Origin of the sequence: Nocardia sp. NPDC050408 (genome assembly GCF_044458905.1) — a bacterium.
Taxonomy (GTDB): Bacteria; Actinomycetota; Actinomycetes; order Mycobacteriales; family Mycobacteriaceae; genus Nocardia.
The window spans coordinates 45,441-63,576 of record NZ_JBITIL010000001.1; the positions used below are offsets into that span (position 1 = coordinate 45,441).

Sequence of the window (18,136 nt, forward strand, 5' to 3'; positions counted from 1 at the left end):
AGGTCACCGATATGGCCGGACCAGCAATCGCGCGGGTTCCCTTCCCCGGGTCGCCCCGGCCGACCATCGGTATCGAATGGGAAATCGCGCTCGTCGACAAGGTGACCCGCGATCTGTCGAATACTGCTGCGGCCGTGTTCGATTCGCTCGGTGACTTACATTCCTACGACGGAACCCCGCAAGTCACCAAGGAACTGCTGCGCAATACCGTCGAACTCGTCACCGGTGTGCACAACACGGTCGGCGAGGCGGTCGACGATCTGCGCGGCACCATGGATACCGTGCGCCGCGCCGCCGATCCGCTCGGCGTCGATCTGTTCTGCGCGGGCACCCACCCATTCGCCCAGTGGTCGGCCCAACAACTAACGCGCTCACCGCATTACGACGAGCTGATCGATCGAACCCAATGGTGGGGCCGCCAGATGATGATCTGGGGCGTGCATGTGCATGTCGGAGTTTCGCACGCCGAGAAGGTTTTTCCGATCCTCAACTCGCTGCTGCTGTCGTATCCGCATCTGCTGGCGCTGTCCGCGTCCTCGCCGATGTGGGCGGGCTCCGATACCGGCTATGCAAGCAACCGGACGTTGATGTTCCAGCAGCTGCCCACCGCCGGTCTGCCGTTCCAATTCGAAAACTGGTCCCAGTTCGAGCATTTCGTGCACGACGAGATGAAGACGGGGGTCTTCGAACAACTCGGCGGCATGCACTGGGATATTCGGCCCGCGCCGAAATGGGGCACCATCGAGGTGCGAGTCTGCGATGGGGTCTCGACCCACGCGGAGCTGTCGGCCTTGGCGGCGCTCATTCACTGCCTGATCGTCGATCTCGATCAGCGCCTCGACAACGGCGAAACACTGCCGACCATCCCGCCGTGGCATGTTCAGGAGAACAAGTGGCGCGCGGCCCGCTACGGTCTCGACGCGATCGTCATCGTGGACGACGACAGCAATGAGCGGTTGGTCACCGATGATCTGATGGATCTGCTGCAGCGGCTGGAACCGACGGCCAAGCGGCTCGGCTGTGCGGACGAACTCGCCCTGGTGGCGGAGATCCCACGGCGCGGCGCGTCCTATCAGCGGCAGCGCAAAGTGGCCGCGAGCACCCAGGGCGATCTGGTCGCGGTGGTCGATGCCCTGGTCAAGGAGTTGGACCAGTAGTTTTGCCTGGTTGAACGGTCGGCTGACGTTCAGCTGGTCAGGGGGATGGCGTTCATCCGCCGTTTACTATGGTCGACGTGCTTGTCGAAGATCCGAGTCAAAAAGGTGGCAGCGTCCCCGCGGCGCGAGCGACGGGCCCGGAGGCGGTAGCGGAGCGTCACCACGGCGGGACCCGGGAGCGCCGCAAATCGAATACCGAGCGGGCGCGCGCGCCGCGTTCGCGGATCTGGACGGCAGCCGCGATCGCGGCGGTGCCGGTACTGCTCATCGCCCTACAGGTGGGTTCGATCGGGCACGATTTCGAGGGGCCGCTCGGCAGTCTGTGGCACGACTATGTCGGCACACCCAAGTCCATGTCGGTGCCGTGGGCCGGACTCATACTTGCGCTGGTCGGAATCTCCAAGCGCCGCAGGATAATCGCGGTCGGCACGGCGGCGGGTATCGACGTGGTGTGGGCGAGTGTTCGACTGCTGAGCGGCGAGTCGTTCGCAATCGGCAATGGGCCGACGCTCGTGCTCACCGGTCTGGCGCTGATCGCCGGATTCCGCTGGAACGGGGTGGATCGACGCAATGCGCTGCACGCCGCCGCGCTGGGCGCATTGCTGGTACTGGCCACCAAGGTCGGTGATGTGTGGCTGCACGTCACGGTCGTCAGCCGGCCACAGGTCTACGACATCTATGTGGCGCTGGCCGATCACGCGCTCGGTGATCCGTCCTGGGTGATGGGTCGCGTGGTGGATGCGCTCGGACCAGCCGTCTACGCGGTGCTGCACTGGGTTTACATCGAGTTGCCGGTGGCGGCGATCGTCGTCGCGGTGTGGCAGCTGCGTCGGGTGGTATCGACCGGTGTATGGCCGACCCACTATCTGGTGCGCACCTTCCTGGTGCTCGGACTGATCGGCCCGGTCATCTACGTGATTTTCCCGGTGGTCGGCCCGATGTTCGCCTTCGGTCCGGACGGCCACAGTATGCAGGTCGGCAATTTCTGGCCCGGTGTCGTCCCGCCGATCGATCGCAATCCGGCACCGCTGCCGTTCGATTCCTTCACGCCACGCAACTGCGTGCCTTCCATGCATACGGCTTGGGCGCTGTCGGTCTTTCTGCACACTCGCAGGGACGCCGATGGTTCGCGTGCTCCGCTTTGGCTGCGCTGCCTCGGCGCGTTCTGGTTGGCCGCCACGCTGACGGCGACGCTGGGCTTCGGCTACCACTATGGCGTCGATCTGGTGGCCGGTGCGGTGTTGTGCCTGACGATCGAGTCCGCGCTGCGCGCTCCCGAGCGCGGCTGGGGATGGTTCCGGGTGCGGCTGGTGCTGTTGGGCGCGGTGATCCTCGGCGCGCTGTTGCTTTCGTTCCGCTATCTCGCTGTTCCGATGGCCGAGTATCCGGTGTTGGCCGGAACGGCCGTGCTCGCGCTGCTGGCCGCGATGGCTGCGGCGTTCCATGCGACGTGGTTTGCCGGGGCTCCGGTGGTCGCGGCGCAAGAGACTCCCGTCGGCGCGGCTCGATAGCCTGAGCTCCCGCGGATTCGGCGCGAGAATGGGCGCTCAGGGCAGGGCCGACCGCCCCCGAGGTTCCTCGGCTCACAACGTATCGTCGCGAAACTCGTTCACCCGCAACAGCCCGTCACGGTAGCGCTGCTCCCGATATGCCGTCCGGCCGATCAGATGCGCGATCACCGGCGCGGTGAGCAGAGTGAACAGCCCGACCAGCAACAGCAGCCCGATATTGCCGTGGCCGCGCAATTGGATCGCCGCACCCTCCAGAACCAGGATCAGGCCGACCACCTGGGGTTTGGTGGCGGCGTGCATGCGCGAGAGCGTGTCCGGAAAGCGCACGATGGCAATCGATGCGGTCAGCGCGAGTGTCGCGCCGCTCAGGATGAGGACCCCGGAGGCCACGTGCCACAGATTCATGTGTCGTCCCGGATGTGGAATCGGGAGACCGCGGCGGAGCCGAGGAAGCCGACCAGTGCCAACGCGACGATCGCGGGCACGACCGTGGTGTCGTCGCTGTATGCGGCCCAGACCGCCAGGCCGGAGGCGGCAATGGCCATCAGCGAGTCGATGCCGACAACGCGGTCCTGGATGCTCGGCCCGGCCAGGATGCGATAGCTGACGATCACGGCGGCGGCCATCAGCATGATGCCGGCCACAATCGCGACAACGATCACGTCTGCACCTCGCTGGCGCTCGGTTCCGCCGTGACCGGCGGTGCTGTGTTATTGGTTCCCTCGCTACGCTCGCTCACGGGTCCACCTCCGGAGTTGTTCGGGCCGAACGCCATTCGGTGGGGCGCTCGAACGATGAGATGAGCAGCCGCTCCAGCCGCCTGGTGGTTCGATAGAACGTGGCAACCGCCTTCTCGCTGCCCACGTCCAGGACGTGCACATAGAAGACGCAGCGCTGCCGGTCGATCTCCAACACCATGGTGCCCGGAATCAGATTGAGTACATCGGCGCACAACACCAGCACCAGATCCGATCGCATATTCAGATTCACCCGCAGCACGCCGGAGGCCGGCGGTGCTGCCGGACGGATCGCGAACCAGGCCACCTGCAGACTGGATTCCAGCGCGTAATACGAACCGACGACGACCAATTCGATCAGCGACAGCGGATGTATGCGCCCGGATACCGGAACGCGCGGCAGCGGCAAGGTCAGCATGATCAGCGCGCCGACGACGAGACCGGCCAGCACATTGCCCACACTGACTTCGCCCCAGAGCGTCGACCACACCGCCGTCAGCCACAACAGCACGCCGATGCGCACGGCGGTCGATCGAGTCGGGACAAGTCGACGGACGGTGCTCATCGGATGGTTCCCTTCGCCCCGGCGTACGAATTGCCGAGCACCGCACCGACATACACCGCGGGATTGCTCAGATCGTCGGCGGCGCGGTCCGCGATGCGCAGAATCGGACCGGCGAATACCGTCAGGCACAGACCGACCACCACCAGCGCCGCCGTCGAGCCGACCATCAGCACTGGCATGCGCCCCGGATCGGTGCGTTCGTCATAGCGCACATCGGTCGAATCCTCCACCAGCGTCGGTGGTTTCGCCGCCGTGAGATGTCCCTCCGGCGCCTCGACGCGCGGCCGCCAGAATGCCTTGCTCCACACCCGCGCCATGGCGTACAGCGTCAGCAGGCTGGTCACCACCGAACCCGCGACCAGCACCCAGGCCAGTACACTGCCGGCCGCCGCACCCGCCTGTAGCAGTGCGACCTTGCCGATGAATCCCGAGAACGGAGGTATACCACCGAGATTCAACGCGGGCACCAGGAACAGGATCGCCAGCAGCGGACTGGCCGCTGCCAAACCGCCCAATCGTCGCAGTGATACCGATCCCGCCTGCCGCTCGATCAGTCCGACCACCAGGAACAGCGCCGTCTGCACCAGAATATGGTGCGCCACATAGAAAACCGCGCCGGAAAGACCCGCGGCGGTGGAGAGTCCGATACCGAACACCATGTAGCCGATGTGGCTCACCAGGGTGAACGACAGCAGGCGTCGGATATCGCTCTGCGCGATCGCACCGAAGATTCCGACCACCATGGTGAGCAGACCACAGACCAGCAGCACATCGTCGAATCCGCCGTCCGGGAACAGCAGGGAGTGCGTCCGGATGATCGCGTACACACCGACTTTCGTCAGCAGGCCCGCGAAAACCGCGGTCACGGGCGCGGGTGCGGTGGGGTAGGAGTCGGGCAGCCAGTTCGACAGCGGAAAGACCGCCGCCTTTATGCCGAAGGCCACCAACAGCACCGCGTAGATGGCCATCCGAATACCATTGGGCACCTGGCCCATTCGCACCGCCAGCTGCGCCAGGTTCAGTGTTCCGGTGGCCGCGTAGGCCAGCGCGATACCGGTCAGGAAGATGAGCGACGACACCATCGAGACCATCACATACGCGATACCGGCCCGGATCCGGTCCGCGGTAGCGCCGACGGTGAGCAGTACGAACGATGCGGCGAGCAGAATTTCGAAGCCGACGAACAGGTTGAACAGATCACCGGCCAGGAATGCGGCCGAAACACCCGCGGTGAGTACGAGATACGTCGGGCGATAGATCGAGGTCGGCTGGCGGTCGTCACCGTCGCGAATGTTCTGGCCCGCACCGTAGATCGAGACCGCGAGCAGCACGATCGCCGAGACGAGCAGCATGGCCGCGGATAGTCGATCGACCACCAGCGTGATGCCGATCGGTGTACCCCACCCGCCGACCTGCAGCGCGGTGGTGCCGTCGCGATCGACCAGATACAGCAGCACCCCGCAGATGCCCACCACGACCGACAGCACCAACAGCATGACGAAGCGCTGGATGCGCGGCTGCCGTCCGAACACCAGCGTGCCCGCCGCCCCGAGCAAGGGCACCAGGACCGGTAGCGGTGCGAGCGCGGTCAGCACACTCAATCCTCCGGATCCTCTCTCTCACGCCGGGCGGCGACCTCGGCATCTTCCGGGTCGTTGTGCACGGTGTCGGTGGTGGTGAGGATGTAGGAGCGGTAGGCGAGGGCGAGCACGAAGGCCGCAAGACCCATGGTGATCACGATCGCGGTGAGCACCATGGCCTGGGCGAGCGGATCGGCCGTATCCTCGCCCTCGCCCCGGATGGGTGGCCGACCGTCCCGTCCGCCGACTGTCAGGATCAGCAGATTCACCGCATTGCCGAACAGGATCATGCCGAGCAGCATTTTCGAGACCGCGCGTTCGAGGATCAGATAGACACCGCACGCGACGTGAATCCCGATCAGGATCAGCAGGGTCAGATTCGCACTCACTGGGAACCTCCACGTACCGAGGCGGATTCGTCCTCGTCGGTGGCCAGCTCGCTGTCCAGGCGCGCGCCGAGGCTGCGCAGCACGTCCAGGACCAGCCCGACCACGATGAGATAGACACCGAGATCGAAGAACAGTGCGGTGACCACCTTGATGTGCCCGATCACCGGCAGCGTCACTTCCACAATCGCCGACGACAGCGGCGGCGCGCCGAATAGCAGTGAGGTGCTCGCGGTTCCGGCGGCCAGCGTCAACCCGCCGCCGAGCAAATGCCCCGCATCCACGGGCAGCGCCTCGCCGAGTTCATAGGGGCCGCCGGCGAGATAGCGCAGCGTCAGTGCGAGTCCGGCGGTCAGTCCGCCCGCGAAACCGCCGCCCGGCGCATTGTGGCCGGAGAAGAAGAAGTACACCGACAGCACCATGATGGTCGGGAAGACCAGTCGGGTGGTGACCTGCAGGACCATCGATCGGTCGCGCCGGTCCACCAGCCGCCCGGCGGGCAACCAGCTGATCAGGTCCGGATCGTAGTTCGGGGAGTCCGCCGCACGCGGGGCGCTGCCGAAACGGCGGCTGCGGAATACCAGCGATGCCACCCCGGTCGCGGCCACGACAAGCACCGAGATCTCGCCGAGGGTGTCCCATGCTCGGATATCGACCAACAGAACATTGACGGCGTTCTTACCGCCGCCGAATGTGTATGCGGCATCGGGGATCAGGTGCCAGATGGGTTCGGTGGAGCGGGCGGCGACGGCGAAGGCGGCCAGCACCGCGACCGTCGCACCCACCAGTGCGGACAGAATCGCCCGTCGCACTTTGAATGCGGCGGTGCGACTTTCGTCGATTTCGGCGGGGAAGGCCCGCAGTACCAGCACGAAGATCACCAAAGTCAGTGTCTCGATCAGGAATTGGGTCAGCGCAAGATCCGGCGCACCGTGCATTGCGAAGATCACACCGCAGCCGTAACCGGTGACGCCGACGACGAGCACACTGGCCAACCGGTTGCGCAGCACCGTCGAGGCCAGTGCCATGACGGCCATGATCGTGCCGATGACGAGCTGAAATGGCGAATCCCACAGGCGCAGGCGAACTCCGGTGCGGGTGCCGATCGCGAGCAGTACGGTCGGCAGCAGGATCAAGGTCACCAGAATCGCCGCCTGACTCAGCGGCAGCGAACCACGCTGCACTGCGCCCGTCATTCGTAGCGACAGCCGGTCCATGGCCCGTAGGGTGGCGTCGTAGGCGCGGTCGGCATTGCCGAGCATGGTCGCGGATTCGCCGATACGACCACGCAGCCCGAACACCACAATGCCCGCGATGATGATCAGGATCGTCAGCGTCAGCGCGACATTGAAGCCGTGCCAGAGTGCGAGATGCGAATCGAGTACGCCGGGCAGGGTTTTCGCATAGGGGGTGAGTAGTTCGTCCAGCCATGGCGCGCCGAGACCCGCGATCAAGCCCCCAACCGCGAGCAAGGCGGGCGCCGCCGTGAACAGCGCTCCCGGCGCACGCCAATGGCCATTTTCCGAATAACCGTGCTCCGCAGGGCGCACGTGCTCACCACTGGATAGCACCTCTCGATCCGCAAAAGCTCCCCAAATGAACCGAATGCTGTAGCCAACGGTCAGCATGGATCCGAGCACTACACCGACGGCCAACGCGGCCTTAGCCGGTGCGGCAAGGACATCCGCATCCAACACCGCGGCCAGCGCACTTTCCTTGCCCACGAACCCGAGCAGCGGCGCAATCCCGGCCATACTGAGCGCCGCCAACACCGCGACACCGCACAGCACCGGCGCCCGCCGCCCCAGCCCGGACAACTCCCGCAGGTCCCGCGTACCGGCCCCGTGGTCGATGATCCCGACCACCATGAACAAACACGCCTTGAACAGCGCATGCGCCACGATCAAGGCTGAACCGGCCAGTGCCGCATCCGGTGTACCGAGCCCGACCAGCATGATCAGCAACCCCAACTGGCTCACCGTCCCGAAGGCGAGCACCAGCTTCAGATCCGTCACCTGCAATGACCGCAACCCGGCGAGCAGCATCGACGCCATACCGAGCGTGAGGATCAGCGGATGCCAGGCTGGGCTTTCCGCGAATACCGGCGCCAGCCGCGCCACCAGATAGACACCCGCCTTCACCATGGCCGCCGCATGCAGATACGCGCTCACCGGTGTCGGCGCCGCCATCGCACCCGGCAGCCAGAAGTGCAGCGGCACGATTGCCGATTTGCTCAACGCCCCGACCAGCAGCAGCACCACCGCGACATCCACCGCGATGCCCGAAGGCGGCCCCGCAAGCAGATCCGACAGCAGATAACTGCCGCTCACCTGACCGAGGATGACGATCCCGACCAGCATCGCCAGCCCGCCCGCACCGGTCACCAATAGCGCCTGGATCGCCGCCCGCCTGCTCACCGCCTGTTCGGCATTGTGGCCGACCAGCAGGAACGACAACACTGTCGTCATTTCCCAGAAGACGAACAGCAGCAACATATTATCGCTGGTGACCAGGCCGAACATGGCCCCGGCGAAGGCGACCAACTGGGCCGCGAACACCGGCAGCCGCGGTTCGTCGTTCTCGAAATACCGTGCGCAATAAGCCAGAATCACCGCGCCGATGCCGAGCACCAGCGCGGACATGAGGGCGGCGAGCGAATCGAAGCGCAGCTCGATATTCATGTCGATGCTCGGCGCCCAAGCGACTCGAACCCGCTGTGTGCTACCCCAATTCGCGATCACCCAGCCGAGACAGCCGAACGGGACGAGTGCGAGTACGTAGAAACCGTTGCGCCCCAACGCCCGCACGCACAGCGGTGCCGCGAGTGCGGCTATCACGAGCGCGAGCAGGATTCCGAGCAAACTGCACTCCGTCGGGTAGTTGCGGCGGGGTGATACCGAATGACCTTACTTGGAGCCTGCGACTTTCGTCAGCCGAGCGAATATGGCGTATGCCATCTCCGCGCGGATGGGCTATATGTCCGCTAACGTTTCCTCGTCGACGGATTGCCCCGGCCTGGGTCGGCTGCGCGGTCGGAATCGGCGCAGCACTACCAACCCGAGGGCCGAACCGCAGGCTATCGCGAGCGCGGTCCGGCCGGCCAGGGCTTGATGGTCGGCGCCCCCGTTCAGCGGCCATTCGGCGGTGTCGTGCGGCAATGCGGTGATGATCGACGGCAGATACAGCGCGGAGAGGGCGAGCACCCCGCTCGGTGCGTATCGGGGACGCGCGGTGCCACAGCAGTAACCGGCTGTCAGTGCCAGTGCCGCACTGCCCGCCGCGGTCACGTAGCCATGGTCGTGGGTGGGTTTCACCAGGGCGAATACCGCGAGTCCGGTGATCAGCGAGATGGCGATGAAGGTCGAGGGCAGGCGAATCCCGATGAGCAGTCCGACGGCGGTGACCGCGATCAACGCGGCGATGCTCCACCCGGGCCGCGGATCCCCGCCGATCGCCTCGGCGGCGGCGACCAGAGCCACCGCCAGATACACCCCGGTGCCGTCGCGCGCGGGTAGCAACATGGCCGCGGCGGTGGCGGCGATGACCGTCGCGGCGACCGCCATCCCGATTTCGACCGCATGACTGACGTTCGGCGCATGTTGATACTGGCGCGCCAGCCATTCGGTGATGGCCAGGATCACCAGTGCCAGCACCATCGAGGCCAGGATCGGCGTGACCGGAAGTTCGACGGCGATCCGCGGCGGCTTCGATTCCTCGGCCTTGGACCGATTGCGCAGCGTACTGACGATCAGCAGCACCACGGCAACACTGACGAGCCAGCGTGGCGGCGTCTCGAGCACCGCGTACGGATTGTCTTCGGAGATCTCCAATAGTTCCGCGAGATCACCGAAGACGAAAAAGCCCGCGGCGCCGATCGCGAATCCGACCGCCGGACCCGATCGGCGCCGCACCGCCGCACCCAACGCACCGAGCAGCACACCGGCCAGAATCGAATCCAGATAGTTCTGGGTGGTCAGCAGGTCGGCTGAGGAGACATGGCGTCCGGCAATGTGATTGATGTCCATTGCGATCGCGCCGAATAGTGCCGCCGCCCATGCCACCAGCGGCTTGTGAAAGGTGATGACCATCACCGCGACGGCCACCGCGACGATCACCCCGGTCGCGGCGCCGCGCGGGACGCTGTTGTTCAGGCTGGCCAACCGATACGGCGAACTGTCGGCGGTCCAACTGAAGCTGATCGGTAGGAACAGTGCGGTGCCCGCGACCGCGGCCCCGAAGAAGGCCGTGATCGTATCGATCGCATTGCCGATCTTGCGCACCTCGTCGAACTTACTCGCGCTCGACGCGGGATCCGATGATTGCGCCCAAATTGCCCGAATATGTCGGATCTGCGGAAAATGCAGGAAGACAGCAATTACCGGACGATTGCTTCAATCGGCTATCGGCGACTTTCGGCGTACCGGCGCAGCGACTCGACCTGCTCGGCATCCAGCGACGGCCGCACCACCGCCCTGGCCGCCGCGACATCCCCGGCGGTGACGTCGGCGGCGTCCATATCCCGGCGCATCGCGGTCAATGCGGCCTCGCGCAGCAGCGCACTGCAATCGGCTGCGGAATAGCCGTCCAGATCGGCGGCGAGCGCGGCCAGGTCGACATCGGCGGCCAGTGGTACCGACTTCCCGGCGGCCCGCAGGATTTCCAGTCGGGCGTCGCCATCCGGTGGCGGCACGAAGATCAGCCGTTCCAACCTGCCGGGGCGAAGCAGTGCGGGATCGATCAGCTCCGGACGGTTGGTCGCACCGAGCACGACCACATCGCGCAGCGGTTCCACGCCGTCGAGTTCGGTCAGCAGTGCCGCGACCACGCGGTCACCGACGCCGGAGTCACTGTTGCGACCGCGGCGCGGCGCCAGCGCGTCCACCTCGTCCAGAAAGATCAGCGAAGGCGCGGAATCGCGTGCGCGCTGGAACAATTCGCGCACCGCGCGCTCGGAGGCGCCGACCCATTTGTCCATCAATTCGGCGCCTTTGACCGCATGCACGCTGAGCTGACCGGTCCCGGCCAGTGCGCGGATCAGGAAGGTCTTACCGCAGCCCGGCGGGCCGTAGAGCAGTACACCGCGCGGTGGATGAATGCCGAGGCGGGCGAACGAATCCGGATGGCGCAGCGGCCAGAGCACGGTTTCGGTGAGTGCCTCTTTGGTTTCGACCATGTCCCCGACGTCATCGAGGCTGAGGCTGCCGATCGCGAGTTCCTCGGTCCCGGAACGCGATAGCGGCCGGATCACCTCGGTAGCACCGAGCAGGTCGGGTTGGGTCAGCTCCGGTTCCGACTGTTGTTTACTGGCCCGCGAAGCCGCGCGCAGTGCCGCCTCGCGGCACAGCGCGGCCAGATCCGACACCACGAATCCGGGTGTGCGCGAAGCGATTTCATCTATCTTCAGATCCTTGGTCGGTACCTTGCGCAACAGCTGCTCGAGCAGAGCCTTGCGTACGGCGGCGGTCGGCAGCGCGAGTGCGAGTTCACGATCGCAGAGATCGGGCGCGCGCAGCCGTGGATCGATACCGGCCGGATGTGCCGTGGTCGCCAGGAGTGCCACGCAGGGTTCGGCGATCGCGGCGCGCAACTGGTCCAGGATCAGCGTGGCGACCGGTTCAGCCGGTGCAGGCAGCAGGGCATCGATATCGGTGATGAGCAGGATTCCGCCTCGCCCGCAACCGATTTCGGATACTGCGGCCGCGACCTCGCGCAACCGCGCACCGCTTTCGGCCGCGCCGACCGTCGGGCCATCCAGTTCGACAATGCGCCGTGGCGCGGCCACCGCACGCGCCAGCGTGGCTTTGCCGACTCCGGCCGGGCCGGTGATCAACACGCCGAGGTGTGGTGTGGCGCCGAGGGCCTTCAGCAATTCCGGTTCGTCGAGTGCCAGGCTGAGCCACTCCTGGAGTTTCGTGGCCTGCCCGTGCGCACCCGCCAGATCCTCGACCGGAATGGCCGACTCGCCGACGGTCGCGGTCCAGCCCGCGCCCGTCCCATTGGTCGCGGCCAGCGCCGCGGCCTCGGTGGCCCCACGCGCGGCCTCACCCGCCGGGACCGGCAACCCGGCCGCCGCCCGATCGGCGGAAACCCGGGCCGCCACCGCACTCGCGCCCCACACCACCGCGGTATTCGGCTGCACGCTCACCGGAGCGCGACCGGGATCGGTCGCGGTGACGGTCAGTAACTCGGTGGTCCACGCGATGCCGAAGGTGCGCGAAAGGGCTTGGGTGGCAGCCGAAGAGCTGATATCCGGGCCGAGGTCGCGGGGCAGCAGCGATACCGCGTCACCGACCGTGACCACCTTGCCCAGCAGCGCCTGCCGCAGCGTCGCCGCCGGAATGGTCCTGGTGGCATGCACCGAACCGCTCACCGAGATCTGCTTGGCGCCGTACACGGTCGCGGGGGAGACCACGACATTCGCGTCCTCACGCAGCCCCGCGTTGGACAATGTCACGTCATCGAGTAGTGCCACACCGGCCGGTGTGCCAGCTGGAGCCTTCCCGACCACCGCGGCGGTGCGTCGTGCCCCGACCAGTGCGATTCCGTCCCATTCCCGCAGGCCGAGCGCGGTCAGTGCCTCCGGATGTAACCGGACCACTCCGCGCCTGGCATCTGCGGCGGAGGGATTCAGTCGTGCGGTGAGCGCGAGTTCTGCCACTGTGTCATTCTGCCCGCGTCCGGCCCTCGTTGGTCGGCGGACCGTCGGATAGTTCGCAGATAAGCGGAAAATCCTCGATGGCGAGTGCCCCGATCCGCTATTTCCGGCCGGCATCCGAAATTGTGAATGTAATCACGGAACCGAAAACGGCCTTGGATCGTCGTCGATATCGCCGATCGGACGTGCAATCGCGGCAGTGCGCTCTGACCAGTAATTTAGCGCCGGAGATTGGTACGCGTGTCCGAGTCGATCTCACCGGCCTCGGCCAATGACACCGCCACCGCGGATCGACCGGGGCCTACCGCTCACTTGCGATATAACGGGCGACTGTTGCGGAGTTCGAAGCTCGGCTCGAGCAAATGCAGGGCATCCATCATGCGGCCCGACCGCATCAGAAATCGATATCGACCGCATCGAGAGTGAGTGCGGTGATGATGCCCGCGCACCCGCCCGCGCCGAGGATCCGGTGGTAGCGCTCGATCCGCGGAACTGTGCATAGCTAAACTTCGGCAATTGTCACGATTTCATGATTGACGAACCCCAATGTGCGACAACGAATTCCGCACGCTAACGTTCGGGTCCTGCCCCTTGTCGGGCGGGACAACAAAGTGGAGGGAATTCAAGAAATGAAGTTCGGAAAGATCACTACTGCTGTCTTTATGGCTGTCACCGCGGTGGGGATTACCGCGGCTACCGCCAATGGGCAGCCCGCCGTGGCGACTGACCAGCCGGCGGCAGTGACCCAGGGGGGCGTGACTTCTGGTGTTGCACACGGAATCAACTACCACACAACGGTTTCCCCAACTGATAAGTCCATCACCTGGGCAGTTGACAGCGGCCGGTTCGAGCTCGCCTCGGACGGTGCCGCAGTGCTGCTGAAGTCCAACGACGGCGCGACGGTGGACCAGGTGCCGCTGCACTCCGAGGTCGCGGGACTTCCGATCGCGGTGAGCCAGCAGATCAGCGCGGACGGCCACACCCTCGCGCTGACTTCGACGATGACCCCGACGGACACCGCGAAGTTGAAGGACATTGCCGGGCTGAAGGACATCAGCTCCTACGACCGGCTCATGGAGCAGGTCAACAAGAACCTGCCGGGCATCGTTATCGGTGCCGTTATCGGGGCTTTCATCCCCTTCCTGTGGATCATCAGCATCCCGGCCGGTGCGCTGATCGGCGGATATGTCATGGGCGGCCAGGAGTTCCTCGACGCCGTGATCGCGTTCGCCACCGGTCAGCCCTGATCCGACGGAGCGACTCCGTGAGGGTGCGTAGGTGATTCCCGCCTGCGCACCCGCGCGGCCGTGAACCTCTTGAATAGAACGCGCGTACGCAGCGCCTGCCCGCTGCGTACGCGCGTTCTGTGTGCATGCGGCGGCTGGTGCTGCGACCGAGCAGCGCGAGCCTATTTGTCCTTTTCGACGATCCCGGCGGCCACCGCGACCGGAGTATCGACGTAGCTGGGGGCCAGGCAAACGAGTTTGGCGGTGCCGAGGGCGACATTCGGGCTGCCCTCGAACTCGCTGCCCGGATTCTCCGCGAGCACCTTCTCGATCAGCGACTTCTCCTCGGTGCTGTCCAACTTCTTGAATTCACCGCAGGTGGTGCTCGAGGCCGGGCCCAGCGAGGGGTAGTTCGCCGTGGTCTTGGTGGTGGTCGGTGCGTCGGCGGCCGTGGTCGGTGCGGCGCTGGTCGCGGACGTGGTGCTCGCAGGCGTACTGGTGCCTGTCGCGCCCTTGCGCAGACCGTTCGCGTCGGAGCTGGAATCGTCCGAACTGCCACATCCGGCCAGCGCGACGGCCACCGCCCCGGTGGCCAGGACGATGGCGGTAACTCGCTTGATCACGTGCGTTCCCCGGTAACTCGCGGCGCCGGAGTCTCCGGCGCGTCCGGAGCAGGGTACCGGGTGAGATCGTTGGGTTGTCATGGAGCCCACAGTGCGGTGCGGGCCTTACGTTGCGTTCTGCCAAACGATCCCTGATGGTCAGTGGATGCGGCTCTGCCAATCGGCGGGCACTCGACCGCGCGGCCCGGGCACCGGCTGGTCCACCGGATGATGCGTCGGCGGTGCGAGTTCCGGTCCGCCGCTGTACATCTCATCGGAGCGGAAGTCGAAGAACCAATCCTCGCCCGGCTCAAAGCTCTGTATGAACGGATGTCCGGTGTCCTTGGCGTGCTTGGAGGCGTGCTGCTCCGGCGAGGTGTCGCAGCAGCCGATATGCCCGCACTGCGCACAGCGCCGCAGATGCACCCACCAGCCCTGGGCCGCTTCACATTCCAGACAACCCGAACCGCTCGGCGCGACCGCGGGTTCGATACCTTCCAACTCCTGTGTCATGACTGACCTCCTGCATCGGCTTCGGAACGGTCGCCGGACTCCGGCATGTCCTCGGGAGGATGCAGCGGGAGCCAAACCGTGAATCTGGTATTGCCCGGCTCGGAATCGAGCTGGATATCGCCGTGGTGCTTATTCACCACGATCCGGAACGAAATGTCCAGGCCCAGACCGGTTCCCTCGCCCACCGGCTTAGTGGTGAAGAACGGTTCGAAGATGCGGCTGCGCACCTCGGCCGGGATGCCGGGACCGGTGTCGCCGATCTCGATGACGGCGCAATCGTTTTCGTGCCTGGTGCCGATGGTGAGCTTGCCCTGGCCGTTCATCGCGTACACCGCGTTATCGATCAGGTTGGTCCACACCTGATTCAATTCCGCCGCGTAGCAGGGCACTTCGGGCAGTGTCCGGTCGTACTCCTTGACCACCTCGACGCCGTCGCCGAGTTTGCGGCTCAGCATCACCAGCGTGCTGTCGAGCAGTTCGTGGATGTCGACCACCTGGAACGGTGCCCGATCCATCTGCGAATACTGTTTGGCCGCACCGATCAGGGTGGAGATGCGGGTGGTCGAATCGGCGATCTCGTTCATCAGCAGTTCGGTCTCGATGGTGTAGTTCAGCCATCGGATCGCGCCCTGGAACACCTGGTCGGGGCAGCCCTCGAGGGTAGCCGAAACCCGTTCCAGCCAGTCCACATCGAAACCCGCCTGCACGAAATTCGGGGCCAGGTTCCAGCCGTCCGCTATGCCGTGATCCTCCAGCCATTCGCTGAGGATGTCCTCGCGCTCGGAGGCCTCCAGTGTCGTCAGCTCCGGGGCCTTCGCGACCTGGGCTGCGGCCTCCTCCTGCAGACGCACCAGCGCCTCCAGGGACGCGGTGTCGAACTTGCCCTGCGCCATCATGGCCAACTTGTGCCGCATGCCGGCGACCCGATCGCGCAGCCCGGACGTGGCGCGCACGGCGGCGGCGGCCGGGTTGTTCAGCTCATGGGTCAGACCAGCCGACAACGAACCGAGCGCCAGCAGGCGTTCGCGCTGGGCGATCCGCTCGTTGCTCTTGCGGTTGCCGAAGAACGCGCCCTCGAGCAGGTGCACGGCCATCGGGAACCAGTCGTGCATCATGCGCGCGAAACTGCCTGCGTCGAGCACGAAGAACCGCGACCTGCGAGTCACATACATCGAGCCGTTGTAGGTCTGGTCGACCTTGTCGCCGAGGTAGGCGGTCCACGCGCCCGCGTACGCGCCGCGGTAGTCGGTGCGCGTCGTCTCGATCTCCGCGCCGCCGGAGAGCTTGGTGAGCTGCACCTCGCCCTCGATCATCACGTAGAAGCAGGTGGCCGGATCGCCCTCCCGGAAGACCAGTCCCGTTTCGATGATCTCGATGCGGCCATGGGCGCACAGCAGCTCCAGCTGTTCGTCGGTGAGCTTCTCGAACAGAAAGAGGCTGCGCAGCTCCGCCGGATCGCAGACCAGATGACTGCTGCGATCCGCTGTCTCCTTCGAATTCATGGTCCAGCCTCCTATCACGCCAGGTACCGATGCACGAGCATGACCGCCATCGCACCCTCGCCGACCGCCGAGGCGACCCGCTTCGCCGAGTCGGCGTGCACGTCACCCGCGACGAAAACGCCGGGGACGTTGGTCTCCAGGTGATGCGGCGGTCTGGGTAGCTCCCAGCCCGCGGGTCTGGTTCCGTCGACGAGCAGGTCGGGACCGGCGAGCACATAGCCCGCCTCGTCCCGCTTGACCACGCCATCGAGCCAGTCGGTTTGTGGTGCGGCACCGATGAACAGGAACAACCGTTCGGCCTCGGCTTTTTCTTCCGCGCCGGTTCGGTTGTTGCGCAGCACGATCTGCTGCAGGTGATCGTCGCCGTCGGCGGCGATCACTTCGCTATCGGTGTGCACCCGGATATTCGGTATCTGCCCGATCTGCTGGATCAGATAGTGCGACATGGATTTCTCCAGCGAATCCGCGCGGACCACCAGATGCACCGTGCGCGCGTTGCGGGACAGGAATACTGCCGCCTGCCCCGCGGAATTCGCCCCGCCGACAATGTAGACATCGTGGTCGGCGCATTCGGAGGCCTCGGTCATGGCCGAGCCGTAATAGACACCGCGCCCGGTGAAATCGTCCACGCCGGGTGCGGGATGACGCCGGTAGTCCACACCCGTCGCGATGATCACCGTGTGCGCGCAGAGCCGTCCGCCGTCGGCGAACCGCACGGTGCGCGCGGACCCGTTCACCTCGAGCCCGACCACCTCGCGTGTGGTGATCACCTCGGCACCGAATTTCGCGGCCTGCCGCCGCGCCCGATCGGCCAGCTGAGCGCCGGACAGCCCGTCCGGGAAGCCGAGATAGTTCTCGATGCGCGAACTCTGGCCCGCCTGGCCGCCGGTCGCGGTGCGCTCGACCAGCACCGTGCGCAGGCCCTCGGAGGCGCCGTAGACGGCCGCGCCGAGTCCGGCGGGTCCACCGCCGACCACGATCAGGTCGTAGAAGTCACCGGTCGGATTGGTGTTGAGCCCGACGCTTTCGGCCAGTTCGCCGTCGCTCGGTTGCACCAGCGCCTGCCCACCAGGTGTGATCACCACCGGACAGATATTGGGATCGGCACCCGCGGCCTCGAGCAGCCGTGCGCCTTCGGGTTCCTCGGCCAGGTACCAGCGGTAGGGCAGCTGATTGCGGGCCAGGAATTCGCGCACCTCCGACGACCGCGGCGACCAGCGGTTACCGACCACCTTGGTCTCGGTGACGGGTTTGTGGTCGTTGCTGCGCCAGGCTTCGAGCAGTCCGTCGAGGACGGGATACAGCTTCTCCTCCGGCGGATCCCACGGTTTGAGCAGATAGTGGTCCAGGTCGATGACATTGATCGCATCGATCGCGGCGCTGGTATCGGCGTAGGCGGTCAGCAGCACGCGGCGCGCGTACGGGTGCAGATCCATGGCCTGCTCGAGGAATTCGATGCCGTCCATGCCCGGCATCCGATAATCGGCGATCAGTACCGCGACCGGTTGGCCGCGCAGTTTCATCTCACGCAGTGCGTCGAGCGCGTCCGGGCCCGACTCCGCGCGCAGAATCCGGTACTCGGCCCCATAACGGCGGCGCAGGTCGCGGACGACCGCGCGGGAAACTCCCGGATCGTCGTCGACACTGAGGATGGCCGGTTTCGTAGCAGCGGATGCAGTCACCTATCGAGTATGGAACGCTC

General features: G+C 65.7%; 15 protein-coding genes. 3 read left to right on the top strand and 12 right to left on the bottom strand.

Annotation, left to right across the window (positions count from 1 at the left end):
• The first annotated feature begins 11 nt into the window (after positions 1-11).
• Both ACIBJI_RS00235 and ACIBJI_RS00240 read left to right on the top strand, forming a co-directional pair.
• Positions 12-1,157, top strand: a complete 1,146-nt coding sequence (locus ACIBJI_RS00235; protein ID WP_364353704.1) for a glutamate--cysteine ligase — start codon at positions 12-14, stop codon at positions 1,155-1,157.
• 224 nt (positions 1,158-1,381) lie between these two features.
• On the top strand, positions 1,382-2,668 hold the full coding sequence (locus ACIBJI_RS00240) for a DUF5933 domain-containing protein (protein ID WP_397083025.1): 1,287 nt from the start codon (positions 1,382-1,384) through the stop codon (positions 2,666-2,668).
• Between the two features lie 72 nt (positions 2,669-2,740).
• Here ACIBJI_RS00240 and mnhG read toward each other — a convergent pair whose 3' ends face one another.
• From mnhG to ACIBJI_RS00280, 8 genes are all read right to left on the bottom strand, one after another.
• A complete protein-coding gene (gene mnhG / locus ACIBJI_RS00245; RefSeq protein WP_364353701.1) occupies positions 2,741-3,073 on the bottom strand; it encodes a monovalent cation/H(+) antiporter subunit G in 333 nt (110 codons plus the stop codon).
• Positions 3,070-3,330 (bottom strand): monovalent cation/H+ antiporter complex subunit F, encoded by a 261-nt coding sequence (locus ACIBJI_RS00250; protein WP_364353698.1) that lies wholly within the window; start codon positions 3,328-3,330, stop codon positions 3,070-3,072. Before ACIBJI_RS00250 ends, mnhG begins: the two co-directional genes overlap by 4 nt.
• A 73-nt stretch (positions 3,331-3,403) precedes the next feature.
• Positions 3,404-3,970: a Na+/H+ antiporter subunit E gene (locus ACIBJI_RS00255; protein WP_364353695.1), complete on the bottom strand. Its 567-nt coding sequence runs from the start codon at positions 3,968-3,970 to the stop codon at positions 3,404-3,406.
• Positions 3,967-5,571 carry a Na+/H+ antiporter subunit D gene (locus ACIBJI_RS00260; protein ID WP_364353692.1) on the bottom strand — a complete coding sequence of 535 codons (1,605 nt, stop codon included), beginning with the start codon at positions 5,569-5,571 and terminating at the stop codon, positions 3,967-3,969. The genes ACIBJI_RS00255 and ACIBJI_RS00260 overlap by 4 nt, the downstream gene beginning before the upstream one ends.
• A complete protein-coding gene (locus ACIBJI_RS00265; protein WP_364353689.1) occupies positions 5,568-5,939 on the bottom strand; it encodes a Na(+)/H(+) antiporter subunit C in 372 nt (123 codons plus the stop codon). Before ACIBJI_RS00265 ends, ACIBJI_RS00260 begins: the two co-directional genes overlap by 4 nt.
• Positions 5,936-8,797 carry a Na+/H+ antiporter subunit A gene (locus tag ACIBJI_RS00270; protein ID WP_397082558.1) on the bottom strand — a complete coding sequence of 954 codons (2,862 nt, stop codon included), beginning with the start codon at positions 8,795-8,797 and terminating at the stop codon, positions 5,936-5,938. Before ACIBJI_RS00270 ends, ACIBJI_RS00265 begins: the two co-directional genes overlap by 4 nt.
• A 111-nt stretch (positions 8,798-8,908) precedes the next feature.
• On the bottom strand, positions 8,909-10,216 hold the full coding sequence (locus tag ACIBJI_RS00275) for a hypothetical protein (protein WP_364353683.1): 1,308 nt from the start codon (positions 10,214-10,216) through the stop codon (positions 8,909-8,911).
• A gap of 119 nt (positions 10,217-10,335) precedes the next feature.
• Positions 10,336-12,594, bottom strand: coding sequence for an AAA family ATPase (locus tag ACIBJI_RS00280; RefSeq protein WP_397082560.1), 2,259 nt, complete (start codon positions 12,592-12,594; stop codon positions 10,336-10,338).
• A gap of 752 nt (positions 12,595-13,346) precedes the next feature.
• Between ACIBJI_RS00280 and ACIBJI_RS00285 the strand changes: the two genes are divergently transcribed.
• On the top strand, positions 13,347-13,838 hold the full coding sequence (locus tag ACIBJI_RS00285; RefSeq protein WP_364353677.1) for a hypothetical protein: 492 nt from the start codon (positions 13,347-13,349) through the stop codon (positions 13,836-13,838).
• Positions 13,839-13,999: 161 nt separating this feature from the next.
• Here ACIBJI_RS00285 and ACIBJI_RS00290 read toward each other — a convergent pair whose 3' ends face one another.
• From ACIBJI_RS00290 to ACIBJI_RS00305, 4 genes are all read right to left on the bottom strand, one after another.
• On the bottom strand, positions 14,000-14,440 hold the full coding sequence (locus tag ACIBJI_RS00290; protein ID WP_364353674.1) for a hypothetical protein: 441 nt from the start codon (positions 14,438-14,440) through the stop codon (positions 14,000-14,002).
• Between the two features lie 138 nt (positions 14,441-14,578).
• Positions 14,579-14,932 (bottom strand): UBP-type zinc finger domain-containing protein, encoded by a 354-nt coding sequence (locus tag ACIBJI_RS00295; protein ID WP_397082562.1) that lies wholly within the window; start codon positions 14,930-14,932, stop codon positions 14,579-14,581.
• Positions 14,929-16,434, bottom strand: coding sequence for an ATP-binding protein (locus ACIBJI_RS00300; RefSeq protein ID WP_397082564.1), 1,506 nt, complete (start codon positions 16,432-16,434; stop codon positions 14,929-14,931). Before ACIBJI_RS00300 ends, ACIBJI_RS00295 begins: the two co-directional genes overlap by 4 nt.
• A gap of 14 nt (positions 16,435-16,448) precedes the next feature.
• Positions 16,449-18,116, bottom strand: coding sequence for an FAD-dependent oxidoreductase (locus ACIBJI_RS00305; RefSeq protein ID WP_364353665.1), 1,668 nt, complete (start codon positions 18,114-18,116; stop codon positions 16,449-16,451).
• Positions 18,117-18,136 lie beyond the last annotated feature (20 nt).

What these genes read in the sequence shown, in the direction of transcription:
- mnhG (WP_364353701.1), bottom strand. Translation starts at nt 3,073, where the DNA reads ATGAATCTGTGGCACGTGGCCTCCGGGGTCCTCATCCTGAGCGGCGCG.
- ACIBJI_RS00255 (WP_364353695.1), bottom strand. Translation starts at nt 3,970, where the DNA reads ATGAGCACCGTCCGTCGACTTGTCCCGACTCGATCGACCGCCGTGCGC.
- ACIBJI_RS00295 (WP_397082562.1), bottom strand. Translation starts at nt 14,932, where the DNA reads ATGACACAGGAGTTGGAAGGTATCGAACCCGCGGTCGCGCCGAGCGGT.
- ACIBJI_RS00235 (WP_364353704.1), top strand. Translation starts at nt 12, where the DNA reads ATGGCCGGACCAGCAATCGCGCGGGTTCCCTTCCCCGGGTCGCCCCGG.
- ACIBJI_RS00300 (WP_397082564.1), bottom strand. Translation starts at nt 16,434, where the DNA reads ATGAATTCGAAGGAGACAGCGGATCGCAGCAGTCATCTGGTCTGCGAT.